The 19,184-nt window shown below is 68.8% G+C and carries 23 protein-coding genes and 1 tRNA gene; 6 read left to right on the forward strand and 18 right to left on the reverse strand.

Translation table 11 applies throughout. The features are described 5' to 3' along the window. Positions 1 to 80 precede the first annotated feature (80 nt). The 5 genes from V3391_RS04120 to V3391_RS04140 all read right to left on the reverse strand — a co-directional run bounded on the left by V3391_RS04120 (position 81) and on the right by V3391_RS04140 (position 3,705). Positions 81 to 233 carry a hypothetical protein gene (locus V3391_RS04120; RefSeq protein WP_332077134.1) on the reverse strand — a complete coding sequence of 51 codons (153 nt, stop codon included), beginning with the start codon at positions 231 to 233 and terminating at the stop codon, positions 81 to 83. A 133-nt stretch (positions 234 to 366) separates the two neighbouring features. Continuing rightward, positions 367 to 1,194 (reverse strand): plasmid replication/partition related protein, encoded by an 828-nt coding sequence (locus V3391_RS04125; RefSeq protein WP_332077136.1) that lies wholly within the window; start codon positions 1,192 to 1,194, stop codon positions 367 to 369. A 169-nt stretch (positions 1,195 to 1,363) separates the two neighbouring features. Beyond that, the gene (locus V3391_RS04130) at positions 1,364 to 1,849 is read right to left on the reverse strand and encodes a DUF4126 family protein (RefSeq protein ID WP_332077137.1); all 486 of its coding nucleotides are present in this window, start codon (positions 1,847 to 1,849) and stop codon (positions 1,364 to 1,366) included. 85 nt (positions 1,850 to 1,934) lie between these two features. Continuing rightward, positions 1,935 to 2,891 (reverse strand): DMT family transporter, encoded by a 957-nt coding sequence (locus V3391_RS04135; RefSeq protein ID WP_332077138.1) that lies wholly within the window; start codon positions 2,889 to 2,891, stop codon positions 1,935 to 1,937. 70 nt (positions 2,892 to 2,961) lie between these two features. Then, positions 2,962 to 3,705: an AraC family transcriptional regulator gene (locus V3391_RS04140; RefSeq protein ID WP_332077139.1), complete on the reverse strand. Its 744-nt coding sequence runs from the start codon at positions 3,703 to 3,705 to the stop codon at positions 2,962 to 2,964. A 149-nt stretch (positions 3,706 to 3,854) separates the two neighbouring features. Between V3391_RS04140 and V3391_RS04145 the strand changes: the two genes are divergently transcribed. Together V3391_RS04145 and V3391_RS04150 are read left to right on the forward strand one after the other, a co-directional pair. Further along, positions 3,855 to 4,076, forward strand: a complete 222-nt coding sequence (locus V3391_RS04145; protein WP_332077140.1) for a hypervirulence associated TUDOR domain-containing protein — start codon at positions 3,855 to 3,857, stop codon at positions 4,074 to 4,076. Next, positions 4,073 to 4,402 carry a DUF3140 domain-containing protein gene (locus V3391_RS04150; RefSeq protein WP_332077141.1) on the forward strand — a complete coding sequence of 110 codons (330 nt, stop codon included), beginning with the start codon at positions 4,073 to 4,075 and terminating at the stop codon, positions 4,400 to 4,402. Before V3391_RS04145 ends, V3391_RS04150 begins: the two co-directional genes overlap by 4 nt. A 38-nt stretch (positions 4,403 to 4,440) precedes the next feature. Here the strand turns inward: V3391_RS04150 and V3391_RS04155 are convergent, their stop codons facing one another. The 3 genes from V3391_RS04155 to V3391_RS04165 all read right to left on the reverse strand — a co-directional run bounded on the left by V3391_RS04155 (position 4,441) and on the right by V3391_RS04165 (position 6,440). Beyond that, the gene (locus V3391_RS04155) at positions 4,441 to 4,812 is read right to left on the reverse strand and encodes a hypothetical protein (protein WP_332077142.1); all 372 of its coding nucleotides are present in this window, start codon (positions 4,810 to 4,812) and stop codon (positions 4,441 to 4,443) included. Positions 4,813 to 4,893: 81 nt separating this feature from the next. After that, positions 4,894 to 5,892: a 23S rRNA (adenine(1618)-N(6))-methyltransferase RlmF gene (gene rlmF, locus V3391_RS04160; RefSeq protein WP_332077143.1), complete on the reverse strand. Its 999-nt coding sequence runs from the start codon at positions 5,890 to 5,892 to the stop codon at positions 4,894 to 4,896. A gap of 59 nt (positions 5,893 to 5,951) precedes the next feature. Then, entirely contained in the window at positions 5,952 to 6,440 is a 489-nt protein-coding gene (locus V3391_RS04165) for a YaiI/YqxD family protein (protein ID WP_332077144.1), read from the reverse strand. A 216-nt stretch (positions 6,441 to 6,656) separates the two neighbouring features. Between V3391_RS04165 and V3391_RS04170 the strand changes: the two genes are divergently transcribed. From V3391_RS04170 to V3391_RS04180, 3 genes are all read left to right on the forward strand, one after another. Further along, entirely contained in the window at positions 6,657 to 7,130 is a 474-nt protein-coding gene (locus tag V3391_RS04170) for an FKBP-type peptidyl-prolyl cis-trans isomerase (protein WP_332077145.1), read from the forward strand. A 208-nt stretch (positions 7,131 to 7,338) separates the two neighbouring features. Next, entirely contained in the window at positions 7,339 to 8,709 is a 1,371-nt protein-coding gene (locus V3391_RS04175) for a putative bifunctional diguanylate cyclase/phosphodiesterase (RefSeq protein ID WP_332077146.1), read from the forward strand. A 53-nt stretch (positions 8,710 to 8,762) separates the two neighbouring features. Next, complete coding sequence (locus V3391_RS04180) at positions 8,763 to 9,452, forward strand: glutathione S-transferase family protein (protein WP_332077147.1); 690 nt, start codon at positions 8,763 to 8,765, stop codon at positions 9,450 to 9,452. A gap of 29 nt (positions 9,453 to 9,481) precedes the next feature. On the opposite strand, the gene V3391_RS04185 is transcribed toward V3391_RS04180, so the two are convergent. The 8 genes from V3391_RS04185 to V3391_RS04220 form a co-directional block, all read right to left on the reverse strand. Then, entirely contained in the window at positions 9,482 to 10,150 is a 669-nt protein-coding gene (locus V3391_RS04185) for a TenA family protein (protein WP_332077148.1), read from the reverse strand. Next, entirely contained in the window at positions 10,150 to 10,800 is a 651-nt protein-coding gene (locus V3391_RS04190) for a TenA family protein (RefSeq protein ID WP_332077149.1), read from the reverse strand. Before V3391_RS04190 ends, V3391_RS04185 begins: the two co-directional genes overlap by 1 nt. A 155-nt stretch (positions 10,801 to 10,955) precedes the next feature. Further along, a complete protein-coding gene (locus V3391_RS04195) occupies positions 10,956 to 12,053 on the reverse strand; it encodes a zinc-binding metallopeptidase family protein (protein WP_332077151.1) in 1,098 nt (365 codons plus the stop codon). An 18-nt stretch (positions 12,054 to 12,071) separates the two neighbouring features. After that, positions 12,072 to 12,902, reverse strand: a complete 831-nt coding sequence (locus V3391_RS04200) for a transglutaminase family protein (protein WP_332077152.1) — start codon at positions 12,900 to 12,902, stop codon at positions 12,072 to 12,074. Between the two features lie 210 nt (positions 12,903 to 13,112). Further along, positions 13,113 to 13,187 (reverse strand) — tRNA-Val (locus V3391_RS04205). A 347-nt stretch (positions 13,188 to 13,534) separates the two neighbouring features. Continuing rightward, a complete protein-coding gene (locus V3391_RS04210) occupies positions 13,535 to 14,386 on the reverse strand; it encodes a tetratricopeptide repeat protein (protein ID WP_332077153.1) in 852 nt (283 codons plus the stop codon). A 32-nt stretch (positions 14,387 to 14,418) separates the two neighbouring features. Continuing rightward, entirely contained in the window at positions 14,419 to 15,045 is a 627-nt protein-coding gene (locus V3391_RS04215) for a TetR/AcrR family transcriptional regulator (RefSeq protein WP_332077154.1), read from the reverse strand. An 11-nt stretch (positions 15,046 to 15,056) separates the two neighbouring features. Beyond that, complete coding sequence (locus tag V3391_RS04220) at positions 15,057 to 15,314, reverse strand: acyl-CoA-binding protein (RefSeq protein ID WP_332077155.1); 258 nt, start codon at positions 15,312 to 15,314, stop codon at positions 15,057 to 15,059. A 141-nt stretch (positions 15,315 to 15,455) separates the two neighbouring features. Here V3391_RS04220 and V3391_RS04225 point away from each other — a divergent pair, with 141 nt between their 5' ends. Then, the gene (locus V3391_RS04225; RefSeq protein WP_332077156.1) at positions 15,456 to 17,444 is read left to right on the forward strand and encodes an SDR family oxidoreductase; all 1,989 of its coding nucleotides are present in this window, start codon (positions 15,456 to 15,458) and stop codon (positions 17,442 to 17,444) included. Between the two features lie 22 nt (positions 17,445 to 17,466). On the opposite strand, the gene V3391_RS04230 is transcribed toward V3391_RS04225, so the two are convergent. Next, entirely contained in the window at positions 17,467 to 18,384 is a 918-nt protein-coding gene (locus tag V3391_RS04230; protein ID WP_332077157.1) for a restriction endonuclease, read from the reverse strand. Between the two features lie 194 nt (positions 18,385 to 18,578). Further along, positions 18,579 to 19,181 carry a phasin family protein gene (locus V3391_RS04235; RefSeq protein WP_332077158.1) on the reverse strand — a complete coding sequence of 201 codons (603 nt, stop codon included), beginning with the start codon at positions 19,179 to 19,181 and terminating at the stop codon, positions 18,579 to 18,581. Positions 19,182 to 19,184: the final 3 nt, after the last annotated feature.

A 19,184-nucleotide genomic window follows, 5' to 3' on the forward strand; every position in this document is an offset into this window, starting at 1 on the left:
CGGGCGAGTGCGGCGGCGCTCGGGCGCGACCGCGTCGTCCGCGAGCCGTACCGGGCGGCGCGTGCCGCCCGGCGCTGCGATCAGGCCGACTCGGAACCGGACTCGGGTTCCGGCTCTGCGGTGCCCTTGGCGGCCTCGCGTTCGGCGCGCTTCTTCGCGTCCTTCTCGTCCTGCTTCTTCTTCTTGGCGAGTTCGCGCTGACGCTTTTCGAACGAATAGTTGGGCTTGGCCACGGAAACTCCCTTGGATTGAGCGGGCTAGTGTCTCATCCGGGAGGCGGTCGCATCCAGTTTCGCCATTCAGGATCGGACTCGGGCCCGCCGCGCGTTGCACTGCGGATCGTCACTGCGCGACCGTGCGGCGCGGTCAGCCGCGCAATCGCACGATCTGGTTCTGCAGCGTTTCGATCTGGCCGCGGAGATCCTCGTTCTCCCGCTCCAGCTCGGTGACGCGTCGCTGCAGCGCCTTCGCATCCGGCGCGGGCGTGGCGCCTTCGTCCGCCGCATCGTCGGCGGTGCCGGACTTCGGGCGCTTCTTCGCATCGCGGGCGCGCTTGGCGGCCTGCTTGAGTTCGGCCTTGCCCGCCTGGGCGGCGCTGCGCTGCTCGTGCTCCGGGAGGCTGGCGACGGCCGCGGCTGCGCTCATCGAGATCGCGCCGGACTTGAGCGCTTCGACCAGCTCGGGCGTGGCCTGCGCATGGATGCGTTCGATCATCGCCACCTGGTTGCTGCTGAGCTTGGCTTCGCGCGCGAGTTCGGCGCGGCTGACCTGCGAGGGTACGTCGTCCCAGGGCGGGCGATCGTCGGTGTCCTCGACCGGCGCGTCTTTGGCGGGTGCGGTTTCGAGCGCAGCGATGCGCTGCGCCTGCTGCCGCGCAGCGACGATGTCGCGCTTGCGCAAGGCCAGCACGCCGCGCTGGTAGTCGGAGACGCTGCGGCGGCCGAGATGCTGTTCGATCATCCACAGATGCACGTCTTCCATCGACTGGAAGCGCGTGTTCTGGATCGTGTTGAACGGGATGTCGTGCTTCTGGCAGATGCCGTAGCGGTTGTGGCCGTCGACGAGCACGTCTCCCCACAGCACCAGCGCATCGCGGCAGCCTTCGGCGAGCAGGCTGCGCTCGAGCGCCTCGTATTCGTCGGTGGTCAACGGATCGATGTAGGCCTTGAGTGCTTCGAGAACGACGATGTGCATGCGGGACGACCACGACCGGGGGGCGCGCATTGTAGGCGCCCGTTCGCGGATGTTGAGACTTGCGCGGCGCCGGTTCCCGTGCGTGCGCACCGCCGCCGGCGCCGCCCCCGGCGATGCATCACGGCGCGCGCGGTGCGCCGGGAGCGCGTCGCCACGCGCTTCGCATCGATCAGCGGCGCAGCAGACCCCGGCGCTTCTTCGGCGCCGCGCTGCGGGCGATCAGCGTGGCACTGCCGACGGTGATCGCATCCTCGACCGCGCCCGTCGTCTTCTGCCCGAACCGGCGCATCGCGCGGATGCGCAGATCGAACGTGATGTAGGCCATGCCGACCGCGGCGCCGGCACCGAGTACGGCCGCCAGTGGGCGCTGTTCGCGCGGCGCCAGCGCCATGCCGGCGATCGCGCCGGTGACGATGCGCGCCAGCATGCCGGCCGGCACGATGCGGTCCGGTGCGTGTTCCATCTTGTCGCCGGCGAGTTCGCCGGCGGCGAGCAGCTTGGCGCCGGTCGAGGCGAGCCGGTTCGACAACAGACGCGGCGCGCCGTTGCCGCGGGGCAGGGTGCCGTTGCAGGCAGCGTTAGCGACCGTGGCCAGCGGCGTCATCGCGCGCATGCCGGCTACGGCGCCCATCAGGATCGAGTGGATCAGTGCCATCGGGAGTGTCCATCCGGTGTCCGCGGATGCGGACCGATCCGGATCAATGCCAGCGCGGCAGTGAATCCGGTGTCGTCGCGTGCGCTCAGATGCTGCCGGTCGCGATCGGCGCCGCGCGGTTGCGATGCGCGGCGAGGCAACTGGCGACGCTGGCGACGACCAGCGCGAATGCGATCGTTTCCAGCAGCGTCGGCAGGCGCCGTTCCCACAGGAAGGCGTAGACCAGCGCGAACAGGGTTTCGAACAGGATCATCTGGCCGACCAGGGTCAGCGGCAGCAACCGGCTCATGCGGTTCCACAGCGCATTGCCGAGCATCGAGGCGAACAGTGCGACGCCGGCCGACACGCCGAGAAACAGCAGCCATGCGGACGGTGCGTGCGCGTCGCGATGCAGCAGCAGGGCCAGCGGCACCAGTAGCAGCGTCAGCGCGCAGGTGACGATGCCGGTAAGCAGGTTCCATTCGTGCACCGACACCTGTGGCAGACGCGCGAGCCAGCGGCTGTTGCTCACCGCGAAGCAGGTCCACGAAGCGAGCGCGCCGATGCCGCACAGCAGGCCGAGCAATTGCCGGCCGACATCGCCGTCGGTCGGCATCGACAGCGCCTGCCAGCCGATGCACACCGCGCCCGCCGCGCACAGCAGCAGCGAGGGTGCGAGCCGGCGCAGGGGCACCGCGCCCCGGTCGCGGCTGCCGATGATCGTCACCGCCACCGGCAGGAAACCGATCACCAGCGACGTCATCGCGATGCCGCCCAGCTGTACCGCGCTCGCCAGCAGCACGTAGTAGACGACATTGCCGCTCAATGCGAGCCAGACCAGCGCCCAGCCGTCGCGGCGCGTCAGCCGCGTGCGCAGTCCGCGCCAGATCGGCGCGAGCAGCAGCGCCGAGAACAGGCCGTAGAACAGGTAACGCCCGATCGCCAGCTGCAGCGGTGCGAAGTCGCGTGCCAGCTCCGGCGCGAGAAACACCAGCCCCCACAGCGCGCCCGCGCCGATGCCGCAGGCGATGCCAACGAGGGTGTTGCTGTGTGTGCCCGACATGCCGGTCTCCGCGATGCCGGTGCAGCGTAGGCCTCGCGCCGGGCGCCGTCTTGACCGGGGCTCGCGTGTTTCAGGCCCGGACTCTCGTCTGGCGCCGCCACTGCGCCGGCGTCGTGCCGGTGGCGCGGCGCATCGCCCGGGTCAGCGCGCTCTGGTCGGCGTAACCGCACAGGCCGGCGAGTTCGGCGATCGGCAATGCGGTCTGCGCGAGCAGGTGACGCGCACGCGCCAGACGCACGCCGGCCAGCCAGGCCCGCGGCGTCTGTCCGAGTTCCTGCTGAAACACCGCGTGCAGCCGGCCCGCGCCGACGCCGATCCGCCCGGCCATCGACGCCACCGTCCAGGCGCGACCGGGGTCCGCCTCGACGATGGCCTGCAGCCGCGCGAGCCGCGGGACCGGCCGCGCATCGTCGCCGAGCAGCGCATCGACCAGCAGTGGCATCCACAGCCGCATCCGGTGTTCGGGCACCGCGCCGCGCGCCGCCTGCAGGCCCATGTAACCGACCAGATTGATCGCATCGGGCGACAGGGCGATGTAGGGCCGCCGCGCCAGTCGCGCCATCGCGTCGTCGTCGAGCGCACCGGTGTGCAGGTCGAGAATGATCGAGCGGTTGGCGACGCGGCTGACCTGGTCATGGCGCGCACCGCTTTCGACGAAGGCAGCCACGTGGCGGTCGAGTCGTGCTTCGCGGCCCGCGATGTCCATCGCCAGTTCGCCCGTCAGCGGCAGTACGAGCTGGGCGAAGTCGTGGCGGTCGACGGTGCTGTCGGCGCCGTAGGAGCGGATGGCGATGGGGCAGGGCGACAGGCACATGGGCGTGGGCGCCGGGGCAGGACCGGCGCACATGCTAGCAGCGGGGTCACAGTGCGCACGGCAGCCGTTCGCTGAATCCCCGACCTTCACTCCCGCCGCGCACAGGGGCGTGGACGCTGTGCGCCCCAGCATCCGGAGAGGCGCCGACGATGACCGGCACACTGAAGAAGGGCACCGCGGTCGAATGGCAGACACCGCAGGGCAAGACGCGCGGCAAGGTGGAGAAGACGCTGACCTCGGATACGACGATCAAGGGACACAAGGTCTCGGCCTCGAAGACGGACCCGCAGTATCTGGTCGTCAGCGACAAGACCGGCGCGAAGGCCGCGCACAAGCCGGCCGCCCTGAAGCGTGCAGGCAAGCGCGCATGAAGGACGCGGACCGCGAGACGCTGGACGCCTTCCGTGACGCGGTGAACATGGCGCCGGCCCAGCTCGAAGCCTGGCTCGACACCGACGCGTCACGCGCGGTCGGCGACAAGGGCGAGGATGGCGGTGAATCGGTTGGGCACGCGTCCGGTCGGCACATCGTCCGGCTGCTGCGCAAACGCCAGGACGACTACACCGCCGACGATTTCGCGCACATGCGCAAGGTCGTCGGTTACGTGCATCGGCATCTGGCGCAGCGGCCGAAAGGTGACATCAGCGACACGCCGTGGCGGCATTCGCTGATGAATTGGGGTCACGATCCGGCGTAAGTGGGAAACGCGTTGCCCTTATCGATCGATGGACAGCGTCAGTGCGAGAACGGCGCCTGCGTGCCGTCTCCGGCGCCGTCCCAGCGACCAGAACGCTCGGCCTGTGGGCAGATGCGCAGGTAGGTGAAGTAGGCGGCGATCTCGTCCATCGTCCAACCGCGTTGGTAGTAGCACCAGGTGGTCGGAAGGGGGCAGTAACCCGGCGAGGGTCTGGGCAGCGACCGCGTGTAGTCGGCGACGGGATACCAAGCGCGCGGACTGTGCCGCATGCCGTGCCGACAGAACACGAAGGGATCGCCCGCCCGCCACATCAGCCCCTGCTCGCCGGTCTGGTCCTGCGCGCTGCCGTGGCCGGGCACCAGTGCAGCGGCTGCCAGCAGAAACGCGCACCAGCGCAGGCGGATGGCCATGGGTCGGGACTTCCGGAAACGGGAGGACCAGCCTAGGCAGCGCCTGCCGTGGGCTGCGCCGGGACTCGCCCGGCACGCATGTCAGGGCTTGCCGTGGCCCGGCGTCGGATGTGCCGGCGCACGCCACCAGTCACGACGGGCATCGGTCCCCTGGAACGTCCACGCCAGGAACCGGCTCTGCTTGTTGCCCTGCGCCATCGCCACCTCGCGCACGTCCACTGCGCCGGCCTTGCGCAGCTCGGCGCGCAGACCCGGCAAATGCGCCGACTTCGAAACCAGGCTGCTGAACCACAGCACCTGCGAACCGAAATCCACGCTCTCGCGGATCATCTTGCGCACGAATCGCGCTTCGCCGCCCTGGCACCAGAGTTCGCCGTCGCGGCCACCGAAGTTCAGCGGCAGCTTGCGCGACGCGCGCGGCGGACCGTCGGAACGCACCGCCAGGTTGCGGCGCTTGTCGCGGCCGCTGCGGTTGGCCTCGGCCGCCGACGCGTGGAACGGCGGGTTGCACAGCGTGGCGGCGTATCGATCCCCCGGTCGCAACACCCCGTGGAACAGATGGCCGCGCAGCGTCTGTGCACGGACTTCGATCGCACCGCCGAGCTGGTTGCCGCGCACGATGGAATCGGCGATGCGCACCGCGGTTTCGTCGATGTCCGAACCGACGAAATGCCAGCCGTATTCGGTGTGTCCGAGCAGGGGATAGATCACGTTCGCACCCGTGCCGAGATCGAACAGCCGCACGTCGTCGCCACGCGGAATGTCGCCGTCGCGATCGCCAGCGAGCAGGTCGGCGAGCCCGTGGACGTAGTCCGCGCGACCCGGCACCGGCGGGCACAGGTAGGCTTCTGGAATGTCCCAGTGCGCGATGCCGTAATCGGCCTTCAGCAACGCCTGGTTGAGAAAGCGCACCGCGCGCGGATTGGAGAAGTCCACGCTGGTGTCGCCGGCAGGCGTGCGCACGAGAAAGGGTTGCAGCGCAGGCGTGACCCGCGACAGCCGCTTGAGATCGTATCGACCCTGGTGGCGGTTGCGCGGATGCATCCGTTGCGGTTCGGTGGGGGATCGGGGACGTGACATGCCGCTATTGTGGACCGCACGGACGCCGCGCAGTGAAGCGACGCGCGCGTCGATGTGCATCAGCGCCGCGCGTTACGCCCGGCGATCCACTGGTCCAGCCGGCTGGCGAACGTCTGCCGGTCGCGTACGTGCAGCGCAGCGGGGCCACCGGTCTGCACGCCGGCGCCACGCAGTTCATCCATGAAATTCCGCATCGACAGGCGCTCGGCGATGGTGTCGGGCGTGAAGCGTTGCCCGCGCGGATCGATCGCATCGGCGCCACGTGCGAGCACGCGCGCGGCCAGCGGGATGTCCTGGGTGACCACGAGATCACCCGGGCGCGCGCGCTCGGCGATCGCGTCGTCGGCGACGTCGTAACCGCCGGAGACCTGCAACGCGCGGAGGTAGCGCGATCCCGGCGTGCGCAGCCACTGGTTGGCGACGAAAGTGACGTGGACCTGCGCGCGTTGCGCGGCGCGAAACAGGATCTCGCGGATCACCACGGGGCAGGCGTCGGCATCCACCCAGATCTGCGGCGGCGCATCGGTGTCGGCGTCGTCTGCGTGCATCGTCGTCCGTTCGAAATGTGGCGGATACGCGGCGATTCCGGCCGTTCGCTGCGCGCCTGTGAAGTGTACGGACGTCGAACGCGACGGGCGCCCGGTTTGCGCGCAAGGGGTCCGGCCGGTATCGTGACCGGCGTTCCATCGCTGCTGCACCGTGCGTTCTACCGGTGCCTTCTGCAGCATTTCCCTTCGTTTCATTCCCATCCAAGGAGTTCGTCCATGGAGATCGCCGCTGCGCGCGTCGCCACCTTCCACTACACCCTCACCGACGACGACGGCACCGTCATCGACAAGTCGGCCGAAGCCAATCCACTGCCGTATTTCCATGGTGGCGGCAACATCGTGCCGGGCCTGGAGCAGGCGCTGGAAGGCCGCAAGGCCGGCGATACGCTCAAGGTCGACGTGAAGCCCGAAGAAGGCTACGGCCTGCGCAACGACAGCCTGGTCCAGGCCGTGCCGCGCCAGGCGTTCCAGGGCATCGACACGATCGAGCCGGGCATGCAGTTCCAGGCCCAGGGCGGCGCCGGTGCGATGCTGGTGACCGTGGTCGAGGTCGGCGACACCGAGGTCAAGATCGACGGCAACCATCCGCTGGCCGGCAAGACCCTGCACTTCGCGATCGAGATCGTCGCCGTGCGCGACGCGACCGATGCGGAGAAGGAAGTCGGCCAGGTCCTCCAGCAGGCTGCCTGATCGCCTGCGCCGTCCCGGTGCAGTGCGCCGGGACGGCGCGAACGGACACACCCGGCGCAGTTCGCGTGCGCCCGGTCCGCGGATGTGGCGCGCCGCGCCTGAACGTGCCGCGATCTACGGCTGCGGATTTTTCTGAAACTGCTGCGCCCGCGTGCGTCGTCCACCCACCCGGCTACCATCGACCTGAACGGGGGAGGGGATGGCCGAGATGGAATCCGCCAGTGCATCCGGGGGCAGCGGAGCAGGCGACGGACTCGAAGCGCGGCGCAACCAGCGTGCGCTGCGTCTGCTGTTCGCGACCGGCGCGATCATGCTGGCGCTCGGTCTCGGCTGGAGCCTGTTCTTCTTCAGCCAGGGCGCCGGGCTGGTCGCATCGACCGAAGCCGTGCTGGCGCTGCTGGGCATCGCGGTGATCCTCGCCGCGCGCCTGCGCCACGTGCGGCTTGCGTCGTGGATGGCCTTCCTCGGCTTGTTCGCATTCGTGTGCCTGTTCTCGGCGCGACTCGATGTCCACACCGGCGACATTCCGCGTACGACGCATCTGTTCCTGCTGGTGCTCGCCGGCGCCGCCCATCACGTGTTCCGCAGCGAGCGCCCGTGGCTGCGCTACGGCTGCGTCTGCCTGTTCCTCGGCGCGTTCGTGGTCTTCGCGGCGATGCCCGAGGGCGTGCCGGCGCCCTACGCGATTCCCGACGAGCTGCGCCGCGCCGGCATCTGGATCAACCTGCTGACCGTGGTCGCCTGCCTGCTGGTGGTCATGCATCTGCAGGAGAGCGACAGCGCCGCGCACCGCGCGCTGCACCGCTCGCTCCGCGATGCACTGGCCGCACGCCGGTTCGTGCTGTTCTACCAGCCGCAGATCAATGCCGGCGGCCGCATCGTCGGCGCTGAAGCACTGCTGCGCTGGGACGATCCCAGACGCGGGCTGGTGCCGCCAGCCGAGTTCGTGCAGGCGGCCGAGGACACCGGTTTCATCCTGCCGCTCGGGCAGTGGGTGCTGGCCGAAGCCTGCCGGCAACTGCAGGTCTGGGAGGCCGATCCGGCGCTGCGCGGCGTGCGGCTGTCGGTCAACGTCAGCGGCCTGCAACTGCGGCAACCGGATTTCGCCGCGCAGGTGCTCGACACCCTTGCGCGCACGGACGTCGCATCCGAGCGGCTCGCGCTGGAGCTGACCGAAAGCGTGCTGGTGCACGACGTGGCCGAAGCGGCCGCCTCGATGCGCACGCTGGGCGCCGCCGGCGTGCGCCTGTCGCTGGATGATTTCGGCACCGGTTACGCCTCGCTGTCGTCGCTGCGCCGGCTGCCGTTCTCGGAACTCAAGATCGATCGGGCGTTCGTCGCCGAGGTCGTCCGCGACGCGCACGCGGCCAGCATCACCCGCAACCTGCTGCAGCTCGGCATCGATCTGGGGCTGGACGTGATCGCCGAAGGCATCGAAGACCCGGCGCAGTTCGCCTTCCTGCAGGGGCAGGGCTGCCGGCTGTTCCAGGGCTATCTGTTCGGGCGTCCGATGCCGGTCGCCGCATTCGAAACGCTGGTGCGCGAGGCCATGCCGGCGCCCGCTGCGGCATTCACCTGATCCTACGCACGACCGTCGCAGCCTGCGCGCATCCGACGCACGGGAGGGCGGGCATGATCCGGATCACGGCGATGAAATGGGCGCCGCCGTTCGCGGCGGGACAGGTACGCGACCATCGCGTGCGCTGGGTGCTGCGCGAGGTGGGCTGGCCCTACGAAGTGCGCCTGCTCGACGCGCCGGGCATGAAATCCGCCGACTACCGGCGCGCGCAGCCCTTCGGTCAGGTGCCGGTGCTCGAGGAGGACGGCAGGCCGCCCTTGTTCGAATCCGGCGCGGTGGTGCTGGATGTGGCGACGCGCGCGGGACAGCTGTTGCCGGTCGATCCCGGCGAGCGTGCGCTCGTGACCTGCTGGGTCATCGCGGCGTTGAACTCGATCGAGCCCTCTCTGATGAACGTCGCCGAGGTCGCGTATTTCACGAAGGACCCGGCGCAGAAAGCAGCACGTCGCCCGGTCGTCGAGGACGCCGCGCGCACGCGCCTGCGCGAACTGCAGGACGCGCTGGGCACGCGGACGTGGATCGTCGGCGACGACTTCTCGGTCGCCGATCTGATGCTGTCCTCGGTGCTGAAGATCGCGCATCGGCTGGAACTGCTCGATGGCCTCGAGGCGCTACAGGCCTACACCGCGCGCTGCTGGGAGCGGCCGGCGCATCGCGAGGCGATCGCCGAACAATGCGCGACGATCGATGCGCACCAGCTGCAGGACATGCATTACGAGGCGCTGAAACAGAAGCAGGCCTGATCTGAAGATCGGGCCGGTTCTCGCCGCAGTCAAAGCCCGGCCGCGTCCAGGCCCATCTGCCAGAAATCGGCTTCCAGCCGCGATGCCTTGCCGAACAGCGCGGCGAGTTCGTCGAAGCGGCCCGGACCGAGATAGCGCGCGCCGAGATCGTCGAGATGGCGCGAGGCATTCGCCGCGACCTGCTGGTAGGCGTCTCCGGCGTACTCGCCGATCCATTCACGATACGGATGTCCGGCGAGCGCATCGACACCGGCCGGTGCCAGCGCACGGCCGATCTCGGCATAGCCGAGCACGCACGGCGCGAGTGCGACATGCAGATCGAGCAGATCGCCGGACATGCCGCAATCGATCACGAAGCGCGTGTAGGCGACCGTGGCCTGATGCTCCGGCGCGGCTTCGATGTCGGCCGGCGACAGGCCCCAGCGCTCGCACAACCGCACGTGCAGATCGAGCTCGACGTCGACGATCGCCGACAGCCCATCCTTCGCGGCGCGCAGATCGGCGAGGGTGCGGCTCTTGTAGGCGGCCAGCGCATTGGCGCGCGCGAACTGGATCAGGAACAGGTAGTCCTGCACCAGATACGTGCGGAACGCGGCTTCGGGCAGCGTGCCATCGCCCATGCCGCGCACGAACGCGTGATCGACATAGCAAGCCCACTCGCCGGGCGCTGCAGCCTTGAGTCGTTCGAACAGCGCCATCAGGCGGTGCGTTCCGCATAGGCGGCATCGAAGAACGCGAGTTCGAGATCGACCGCGCGCTGGAAGAAATCCTGCGCGAGCGCCGCATCGTCGGGGCCGACGCGGTCGAGCTCGGCCCGCAGGAACGCGACGAACTCCACGAACATCGGATTGTCGTGCAGCGTGACCCACTCGGCGTGGACGAAGTGCGTCGGCAGCGGGCGCGGCACGCGCTGCGCCCAGTCGAGATACAGGCCTTCGGCGACGTTGAGTACGGCGAGCGTCGCAGCGTAGGAGCGCGTCGCCGCGGCCTCGCGCATGAGCGCCTTGAAGCCCGCGGTCGGCGCGGTATCGGGTGCGCGGGTCCGCGTCTCGGTATCGACGCCCAGTGCTTCGAAGGCGCGCAGGAAGTAGGTGTTCTCCTCGCCGCAGACCATGCCGGTGAAACGACCGAGCACGAGCCGCGATTCGAAGCGGTCGCTGCTGGCGATCGCTGCGCCCAGCAGCACCAGGAAGCTGTCGAGGAAGCGATGGTCCTGGATCAGGTAGGCGGCCATCACATCGTCGGCGATGGTGCCGTCGCCCAGTTCACGCACGAAGCGGTGTTCGACGGCGCGGGTCCACGTGACCTCGCAGGACTGGCGCAGGGATTCGCTGAAACGCAGGCTCATGACAACTCCGGGGGAGGGCGCGACAGGCGCGAAAGGCGGCGGGCGCTGCGGCGGGCCGCGTGTCGCTGGCGAGGCGTGATTGTGGTGCAGCGCGGCGCGTGCGTCCAAGTCGACGCGGCGCGCGCCGTTCGCTCGTCGTGCCGCGGACGCTGCCCTCAGGGCGCGACGGGCGTGGCCGGTCGCGCGCCGGCCGAGCGGCGGGCACGCCGGATCAGGCCGTGGATGTAGGCCATCTTCTCGACCACCGGCGGCGCGATCACGAAAGGATAGATGTCCGGGTGGCCCATCGTGCGGTTGAGGCTGTTGATCGCCCAGGTCAGCGGCAACCAGGCATCGACCAGACGCTGGATGTCGGCGACACGATGCGGGTCGAACGACAGGTCGGTCTCCATCGACGGATCGTCGGCGACGTCCGGCGCGATGCGGATGCCGAATGCCGACGCCATCTCCAATGTGTCGACGATGTGCAGGTAGTGCGCCCAGGTCTCGGCCCAGTCTTCCCAGGGATGCATCGTGGCGTAGGGGCTGACGTGCGCGGCCTGCCAGTCGTTGGGCGCGCCGTGGTCGTAGTAGAGCTGCAGAGCGTCGCTGTAGCTGCGGCGATCGTCGCCGAACAACGCGCGGCAACGCGCGAGTTCCTCTTCGCCGGCGTCGCGCACCAGCCGGTCCCAGTAGTAATGACCGATCTCGTGACGGAAATGGCCGAGCAGGGTGCGATACAGCTCGCCCATCGCGATGCGCGTGGCCTCGCGCGCGGCGTCGTCTGCCTCGGCCAATGCGATCGTGATGTGGCCGTTGTCGTGGCCGGTCATCACCTTGGGGCCGGTCTTCGGATCGGCCAGGAAATCGAACGACAGCGGCTGCGGATCACCGCTGCCCGGCGCGGGCGTCGGCAGCTGCAGACGCAGCAGCGTGTAGAACAGACGCCGCTTGGCGACCTCGATCTTCTGCCAGTCGACGAGGCGCTCGGCCTCGCCGAGATTCGGAATCGTGCGGTTGTGCCGGCAGGCGCGGCAGTAGCCGTGCGGATCGCTGGTCGGCAGCAGCCAGTTGCAGGCCGAGTGCGTGGCGTTGCGGCAGAACTTGAAACGCGCACCCGGCCGCGCGGGCGTGACCCACTCGCCGGCGTCGAGATCCAGCGCCTCGAGCGTCAGCGTCTGCGGCAGGAAGCCCAGCGTCTTGCCGCAACGCAGGCATGCGGTGTTCTCGAAGTACAGCACCTGCTCGCAATGCGAGCACTTGAACAGTTGCATGGCGGGAGCGCTCCGGGATCAGGCCGCGTGGCCGAGATCGTCATCGAACGTGCGAGCGGCGGGAGCTTCCAGATCGGCCCAGACGCGCAGCGACAACGTGCGCAGCGGACGATAGCTGGTCAGGAACGCCACGTCGGCGGCGTCGCGTCCATGCGCGATCACCACGCGTCCGCCGCGCGGGGCGGACTGGGTGGCGTCGAAGGTGTACCAGGCGCCGCCGAGGTAGGCCTCGAACCAGGCATGCATGTCCATCGGCTTGAGGTCGTGCAGCCAGCCGACGACCATGCGCGCCGGAATGTCGAGCGCGCGGCACAGGGTGATGCCGACGTGGGCGAAGTCACGACACACGCCCGCGCCGTGCACCAAGGTGTCCTGCGCATCGGTGCTGGCGTTGCTGACGCCGTAGCGATATTCGAGATGCGCGGCGATCCAGCGCCGGATCGCCTCGGCCTGGGAATAGCCCGGCGCGGCGTCGCCGACGACGGTGCGCGCCTGTTCCCACATCGCGCTGCGGTCTGAGGGGCAGTAACGGCTGGGCAGCAGGAACTGCAGGGTATCGGCCGGCAGCGCGCCGGGATCGACCGCAGGCGCGTCGGGCGCGACCTGGATGTCCGGCGTGGTGTCGACGGTGGTGTCGATCCGAACGCGGGTCAGCCCCTTGGGCACCACGAAGCGCTGGCAGCGGTTGCCGAAGCTGTCGACGTGTTCGTCGAACCCGTGGCTGCGCTCGAAGCCCGAACGATCGTTGATGCGCCACCTCGCGACGCCGTCGCGCGGGCGCAGCATCGCGATGACCGGGCTGGCGGTATCGGTTTCGATCGAGAGTTCGCAGCCGGCCTGGACACGCATTGCGGGGGATCTTCCTTGGAGGTGCGCCAAATTAGGCGCGGGCTCGTGCAGCGGACGTGGAGAGGGCCGGTTCAACCGGCGCACGACACGTAGCGCAACACGGGGATGTGACCGTCGATCGCGGACGGCGAGGGAGCGCGTGCAGTGCTGGAACGCGCGCGTACGAAAAAGCCGGCGCTCGGGCCGGCTTTCTCGCACACGCGTGGTGTCTGGTGGGCGGTACAGGGATTGAACCTGTGACCCTTGCCGTGTGAAGGCAATGCTCTACCGCTGAGCTAACCGCCCGGATCGTTCGGAGGGGCGGGCAAACTGCCTGGGCCGTCTCCGCAGCGCTGGACCCGCAAGGGGTGGCGCGATCGGGACGCGAATTCTACGGGTGATTCGGCTTGGCGACAAGCGGGTGTTGCAGGTGGATTGCGGGACGAGGTGCCACGCATTCGGCGGCATGACGAAAACCGGAATCCGTCATCCCGGCGTGCGCCGGGATCCAGTGCCTGTACGCGGTCGGAAACCAGTCGCGTCCCTGGCTGGCGCCGCTGGGCCCCGGCCTGCGCCGGGGCGACGGGTTCTGATGTGGCTGCCGAGTGTGCGCGAGCGAGGCCTTCGGCCCGTCATTCAAGCGACGCGATCCGTCACTCGATCTGCTCCGCCGCATATGCCGCGTCCAGCGCCTCCATCGCATCGGCCGGCTTCAACTTGGCCGCTTTCTCGTACGCGGCAGCCGCCGCCGCTTCCTGCTTGTCGCCGTGCAACAGCATCAGCACGTTGCCGTGCTCGATATGGGCGATCGGGGACTGCGGCGTGAGCTTGAGTGCGGTCGCGATATGCGATTCGGCTTCGGCCGCCTTCGCGCCGTAGGTCAGGCCGCCGATCATCGCGCCGATCTTGTCGATGATCTCGGCGTGGTACAGCGCCAGCGCGGTATGCGCTTCGGCGTGCCTGGGCGCGAGTTCGAGCGCGGTGTGCAGCGAGTCGCGGACCTTGCCGGCGATGCCCTGCTTGAGCGCCTTGGCGATGCTCAGGCCCTGGCTGTAACGGCCCAGCGCGTAGGCGCGGCGGTAGTGGCTGTTGGCATCGTCGGGCAGCGCGGCGATCGCGGTCTCGGCGATCGTGGCGGCCTGCTCGTAGCGCTTGAGCTGTTCGGCCTCCGAGCTCACCAGATGCGTGGCGTGGATGCCCAGCGCCTTGACCGCCACCGATGCGCCGACAGGCCCGAGCGCACTGCCCGCCTCGAAGGCGGTCTTGAAGTCGCCGGCATGGAACGCGCGCCAGGCGTCCTGCAATGCGGTCGCGAGCGCCGCCGCGTCGAGGCCCTTGGGTGCCGCCTTGCCGGCGGCATCGATCAACGCCTGTGCGCGTTTCGTATCGGGGAAGGGTTCGGCATCACCCGCGTGCAGCCGCGGCCAGGCTTTCTTCAGGGCGTCGCCGGAATACGCGAACACGTCGGACGGGTGGGGAAAGGGCGCCCATGCGGACTTGGCCATCGTGGTCTCTCGAAGTGGCGCGGTTCGCGCCGTCAGTGGGTGTAGGCCTGGACCAGCGCGTTGAGGTGCACGCGCTCGGCATCGCGCAGCGCAGGCGAGAGCAGCATCATCACCTGCACGATGCCCTCGCGGATCGCGACCTGTTCGTCGCGGTCGCCACGCGTAGCGCTGTAGTTGAGCCAGAACGTGGCGACGACGATGAGGTTGGTCGCCGCTGCGTCGATCTCGGCCGGTGATGCGCGCAGGATGCCGGCGCGTGCGAGTCCCGCGATCACTGCGTGCGCGCGCTCGCTGGCGCGGCGCAGGATGCGCGAGAAGCGCACGCGCAGACGGCGGTTGCGGCTGAGGATCTCCAGCAGGTCGCGGTAGAGGAAGCGGTAATCCCAGATGCACTCGAACACCAGGTGCAGCTGCAGCCAGATGTCCTCCAGTTCCGGCAGGCGTCCGTCGGGCACCACGAGCGCGTCGTCCATGCGGGCTTCGTAGCCCGCGAACAGCTGCTCGATGATGTCGTCCTTGTTGCGGAAGTGGTAGTAGAGATTGCCCGGGCTGATGTCGAGCTCGTCGGCGATGTGGTTCGTCGTCACCCGCGGTTCGCCCTGGGTGTTGAACATCGCGAGTGCGCAGTCGAGGATCCGTTGCCGGGTATCGCGTGCCATCGAGGCGCCGGTCAGCCGGCGAGCGTGTCGACCAGCGCGATGTACTGCTGCATAGCAGCATCCCGCTGCGTGCCGGCGAGCTTGCTCCAGGCCTCGTACTTGGCCGTGCCGACGAAGTCGAAGAAGCCCGGCTTGGGGCCGCGCACGTCGCCTTCCGATCCCTGCTTGTACAGCGCGTAGAGCCGCAGCAGCGTGTCGTTGTCGGGTCGTGCGTCGAGTGCCTGTACGCGCTGCGCGGCCGCTTCGAACGCTTGCGTCACATCGGACATCGTGGAGCCTCCCGGGAGCCGGCCGCCATCACAGCATCGTCGCCGCGGGGAATCAACCGCGGTCGATTGTGGGCCGTCGTCGGCTCTGGCACCGTAGCCACGGGAACGGCGCCCGGCACCGTGGCGGCGTGGAGGGATGCGATGGCTTACTTCGTGACCGGTGCGACCGGCTTCATCGGGCGTCACCTCGTGGGCAACCTGCTCAAGCGCAAGGGCACGATCCACGTGCTGATCCGCAAGGACTCGCGCAAAAAATTCGACGCACTCGCGCGTGATCTCGGCTGGGACGCCAAGCGCTTCGTCGTGGTCGAAGGCGACATGACCGCCGAACGTTGCGGGGTGTCCACCGCGCAGCTGCGGGCACTCAAGGGCAAGGTGAAGCATTTCTTCCATCTCGCCGCGCTGTACGACCTGGCCGCATCGCTCGAGGCGCAGCGCACCGCCAACATCGACGGCACCCAGCACGCGCTCGATCTCGCGGCCGCGCTCGAGGCGGGGTGTTTCCACCACACGAGTTCGATCGCGGCCGCCGGCCTGTACCCGGGCATCTTCCGCGAGGACATGTACGCCGAGGCCGAAGGCCTCGACGATCCCTATCTGCGCACCAAGCACGAGTCGGAAGGACTCGTGCGGCGCGAGACACGGATCAAGTGGCGCATCTACCGGCCGGCGATGGTGGTCGGCCATTCGCAGACCGGCGCGATCGACAAGATCGACGGGCCGTACTACTTCTTCACCCTGATCAAGAAGCTGCGCGACGTGTTTCCGCCGTGGATGCCGATGCTCGGCATCGAGGGCGGGCGCATCAACATCGTGCCGGTGGATTTCGTCGCCGATGCGATGGATCACATCGCGCACAAGCCACGGCTCGACGGCCACACCTTCCACCTCACCGATCCCGAACCGCTGCGCGTGGGCGAGGTGCTGAATCTGTTCTGTCGCGCCGGCCACGCGCCGGAAATGACGATGCGTCTCGACGCGCGGATGTTCGCGTTCGTGCCGCCGTCGATCCGCGGCGCGGTGGGCGCGTTGCCGCCGGTGCGTCGCTTCGTCGGCATGCTGCTGCGCGATTTCCGCATCCCGAAGCAGGTGATGAAGTTCATCACCTATCCCACGCGTTTCGACAACCGCGAGGCCGAACGCGCACTGCGTGGCAGCGGCATCGAAGTGCCGAAGCTCGAGGACTACGCCTGGCGCCTGTGGGATTACTGGGAGCGGCACCTCGATCCGGATCTCTTCATCGACCGCACGCTCAAGGGCAAGGTGCGCAACAAGGTCGTGGTGATCACGGGTGGCTCGTCCGGCATCGGTCTGGCGACCGCGCAACGCGTGGCCGAAGCCGGCGCGGTGACGGTGATCGTCGCGCGTCGCGAGGACGAGCTGTTCGCCGCGCGCGATGCGATGAAAGCGGCCGGTGGCAAGGTATTCGCCTACACCGCGGATCTGGCGGATCTCGCCGACTGCGACCGGCTCGTGCAGCAGGTGCTGACCGAGCACGGCCATGTCGACATCCTGATCAACAACGCCGGCCGTTCGATCCGGCGTTCGATCGAGCTGAGCTACGACCGTTTCCACGATTTCGAGCGGACGATGCAGCTCAACTACTTCGGCAGCCTGCGCCTGATCATGGGGTTCATGCCGTCGATGACCAAGCGCCGCAAGGGCCACATCATCAACATCAGTTCCATAGGCGTGCTGGCGAATTCGCCGCGTTTTTCGGCGTACGTCGCGTCGAAGGCGGCGCTGGATGCGTTCAGCCGCTGCGCACAGGGCGAACTGTCGGGCAAGGGCATCAGCTTCACGACGATCAACATGCCGCTGGTCGCCACGCCGATGATCGCGCCGACCAAGATGTACGACAGCGTGCCGACGCTCACGCCCGACGAGGCGGCGGGATTGCTGGTCAAGGCGATCATCGAAAAGCCCAGTCGCATCACGACGCGTCTGGGCGTGTTCGCGGCGCTGGTCAACGCGGTCGCGCCGAAGGCCTACGAGATCGTCATGAGCACCGCGTTCGAACTGTTCCCGGATTCGGCCGCCTCGAAGGGCGACCGTTCGGCGCTGCGCGACGAAACGCCGAGCCAGGAACAGATCGCGTTCGCCGCGATGATGCGCGGCGTGCACTGGTAACGCCGCAGGCAGTGCCGGCGCTTCAGAAGCTCCGGCACTGTAGGAAGCGGGTCTGCTGCCCGCTGTCGGCTGGCGGCGTGAGCTGCAGGCGCGACGAGGTCAGGTCGGGATGGCGCAGCACCAGGGCGCAGATCGCGTCGACGCTGGCCTGATCGTCCACGCGGGCGACGAAGATCTGCAACGTCGAACCGGTGGCCCAGATCGCACGGTCGACATCCGGCAGGGTGCCGAGCGCGCGTGACAGATCGCTGCGCTGGGTTTCGATCGGCGCATGCGGCGGCGCTTCGATGCGGACCGGCGCGGCGGGTGCGGTGTCGGCGTATGGCGTCGCAGCGGCCGCGTTCGCAGCAGGCGCGTCGTCGGGCATGGCCAGGAATACCGCCACGCCGCCCAGCAGCGCGAACAGCCAGCCGAGCAGCACGCGTTGGCGGGCGACGGCGCCGGTCTTGGCGCGGATCGCGTCGAGTTCGCCGGCCGGCATCAGATCGCGCAGTTCCGGCCACAGAGTGGCCCCGTCGAGCAGTTCGATGCGTTGCTTGCCGGCCGCGCCGCGCGCCTCAGCGTCGATCTTGCCCTGCGTCACCAGCAGGCCGCCGGCGGCACTCTTGAGCAGCACTTCGCTCGACAGTGCCTGCACCGCGTTGCGGCCCAGTACGTAGGTCGAGGCGTGCTTGCACGACAGCAGCCAGCGCGCGCCTTCGCGTTCGAGCATGTAGTCGCGGTCACCGGACACGTCTTCCAGATCCACCACCTGCACGTAGCCGCGACGGCGCAACGCCTGCAGCACCATGCCGATGAAGCCCCGCCAGGAGATCGCCGAGAGCGCGACGATGCCCGCCGCGGCTTCGTCGCGACGACGCTGGAAGGTCAGGAAATAGAACGAGGCCGCACATCCGATGGCGATCGCCACTCCGATTGCGGCGATCCACTGCGTGGTCATGCCGGTGTCCGTGTCCGCTTGCAGGGCGGCAGGATACCCGAGCGCGACGCCCGTTCCGCGTCAGATCGGCGCGGACCGTCGCTCGAAGCCCTCCCCCGCAAGCGGGGGAGGGTTGGATGGGGGCACACCATCAGAGCTGGGGCAACCGGTCAGCCGACAAGCACCGCCGCTCCCCGAGGCACACTACCGAACGATCAGCCCGCGTTCGCAGCCTTCTTCGTCGCGCGCTTGGCCGGCGTCTTCGCCGTCTTCGTGGCCGCCTTGCGCGGTGCCGCCTTCTTCGCAGTAGCCTTCTTGGCGGGCGCTGTCTTCGCGGCAGCCTGTGTCGCCTTGCGCGCCGGCGCCGACTTTCTGGCCTGCAGCGCCGCGGTCAACGCATCGACGCGCCTGCTGAGCGACTGCACATCGTCACGGCCCGGCACGCCGAGCTTGACCAGCGCACGCTGCACGCGGTCCTCGAACACCTTTTCGAGACGATCCCAGGTGTCGGCCGCGCGATCGCGGGTCTGGCCCACCCCGGTCTCCACCGCGTTGCGTACGGTGCCCGCACGCGTATTCGCGTAGGCGCGCGCGGTCTTCTCCAGACCCGCGCCTTCCTTCATCAGGCCATCGAACAGGCGGGTACCTTCGGCCTGTGCGCGGCCGAACGCGCCGACACCGGCCAGCCAGATCTGCTGCGCGGATTCGCTGATCGACTTCGACAGTGCTTCGCCGCTGGCGGCATCGCCCTTGGCGGGCCTGGAGCGCGGGGCGGACTTCTTGGTGGCTTTCTTCGCGGTCTTCTTGAACGTGGCCATCGG

The organism is Luteimonas flava (assembly GCF_036584485.1).
Taxonomy (GTDB): domain Bacteria; phylum Pseudomonadota; class Gammaproteobacteria; order Xanthomonadales; family Xanthomonadaceae; genus Luteimonas; species Luteimonas flava.

What these genes read in the sequence shown, in the direction of transcription:
- V3391_RS04135 (WP_332077138.1), bottom strand. Translation starts at nt 2,891, where the DNA reads ATGTCGGGCACACACAGCAACACCCTCGTTGGCATCGCCTGCGGCATC.
- V3391_RS04235 (WP_332077158.1), bottom strand. Translation starts at nt 19,181, where the DNA reads ATGGCCACGTTCAAGAAGACCGCGAAGAAAGCCACCAAGAAGTCCGCC.
- V3391_RS04185 (WP_332077148.1), bottom strand. Translation starts at nt 10,150, where the DNA reads ATGGCGCTGTTCGAACGACTCAAGGCTGCAGCGCCCGGCGAGTGGGCT.
- V3391_RS04140 (WP_332077139.1), bottom strand. Translation starts at nt 3,705, where the DNA reads ATGTGCCTGTCGCCCTGCCCCATCGCCATCCGCTCCTACGGCGCCGAC.
- V3391_RS04225 (WP_332077156.1), top strand. Translation starts at nt 15,456, where the DNA reads ATGGCTTACTTCGTGACCGGTGCGACCGGCTTCATCGGGCGTCACCTC.
- V3391_RS04220 (WP_332077155.1), bottom strand. Translation starts at nt 15,314, where the DNA reads ATGTCCGATGTGACGCAAGCGTTCGAAGCGGCCGCGCAGCGCGTACAG.
- V3391_RS04130 (WP_332077137.1), bottom strand. Translation starts at nt 1,849, where the DNA reads ATGGCACTGATCCACTCGATCCTGATGGGCGCCGTAGCCGGCATGCGC.
- V3391_RS04215 (WP_332077154.1), bottom strand. Translation starts at nt 15,045, where the DNA reads ATGGCACGCGATACCCGGCAACGGATCCTCGACTGCGCACTCGCGATG.
- V3391_RS04125 (WP_332077136.1), bottom strand. Translation starts at nt 1,194, where the DNA reads ATGCACATCGTCGTTCTCGAAGCACTCAAGGCCTACATCGATCCGTTG.
- V3391_RS04145 (WP_332077140.1), top strand. Translation starts at nt 3,855, where the DNA reads ATGACCGGCACACTGAAGAAGGGCACCGCGGTCGAATGGCAGACACCG.
- V3391_RS04210 (WP_332077153.1), bottom strand. Translation starts at nt 14,386, where the DNA reads ATGGCCAAGTCCGCATGGGCGCCCTTTCCCCACCCGTCCGACGTGTTC.
- V3391_RS04230 (WP_332077157.1), bottom strand. Translation starts at nt 18,384, where the DNA reads ATGACCACGCAGTGGATCGCCGCAATCGGAGTGGCGATCGCCATCGGA.
- V3391_RS04150 (WP_332077141.1), top strand. Translation starts at nt 4,073, where the DNA reads ATGAAGGACGCGGACCGCGAGACGCTGGACGCCTTCCGTGACGCGGTG.
- V3391_RS04180 (WP_332077147.1), top strand. Translation starts at nt 8,763, where the DNA reads ATGATCCGGATCACGGCGATGAAATGGGCGCCGCCGTTCGCGGCGGGA.
- V3391_RS04195 (WP_332077151.1), bottom strand. Translation starts at nt 12,053, where the DNA reads ATGCAACTGTTCAAGTGCTCGCATTGCGAGCAGGTGCTGTACTTCGAG.
- V3391_RS04170 (WP_332077145.1), top strand. Translation starts at nt 6,657, where the DNA reads ATGGAGATCGCCGCTGCGCGCGTCGCCACCTTCCACTACACCCTCACC.
- V3391_RS04200 (WP_332077152.1), bottom strand. Translation starts at nt 12,902, where the DNA reads ATGCGTGTCCAGGCCGGCTGCGAACTCTCGATCGAAACCGATACCGCC.
- V3391_RS04175 (WP_332077146.1), top strand. Translation starts at nt 7,339, where the DNA reads ATGGAATCCGCCAGTGCATCCGGGGGCAGCGGAGCAGGCGACGGACTC.
- rlmF (WP_332077143.1), bottom strand. Translation starts at nt 5,892, where the DNA reads ATGTCACGTCCCCGATCCCCCACCGAACCGCAACGGATGCATCCGCGC.
- V3391_RS04165 (WP_332077144.1), bottom strand. Translation starts at nt 6,440, where the DNA reads ATGCACGCAGACGACGCCGACACCGATGCGCCGCCGCAGATCTGGGTG.
- V3391_RS04190 (WP_332077149.1), bottom strand. Translation starts at nt 10,800, where the DNA reads ATGAGCCTGCGTTTCAGCGAATCCCTGCGCCAGTCCTGCGAGGTCACG.
- V3391_RS04155 (WP_332077142.1), bottom strand. Translation starts at nt 4,812, where the DNA reads ATGGCCATCCGCCTGCGCTGGTGCGCGTTTCTGCTGGCAGCCGCTGCA.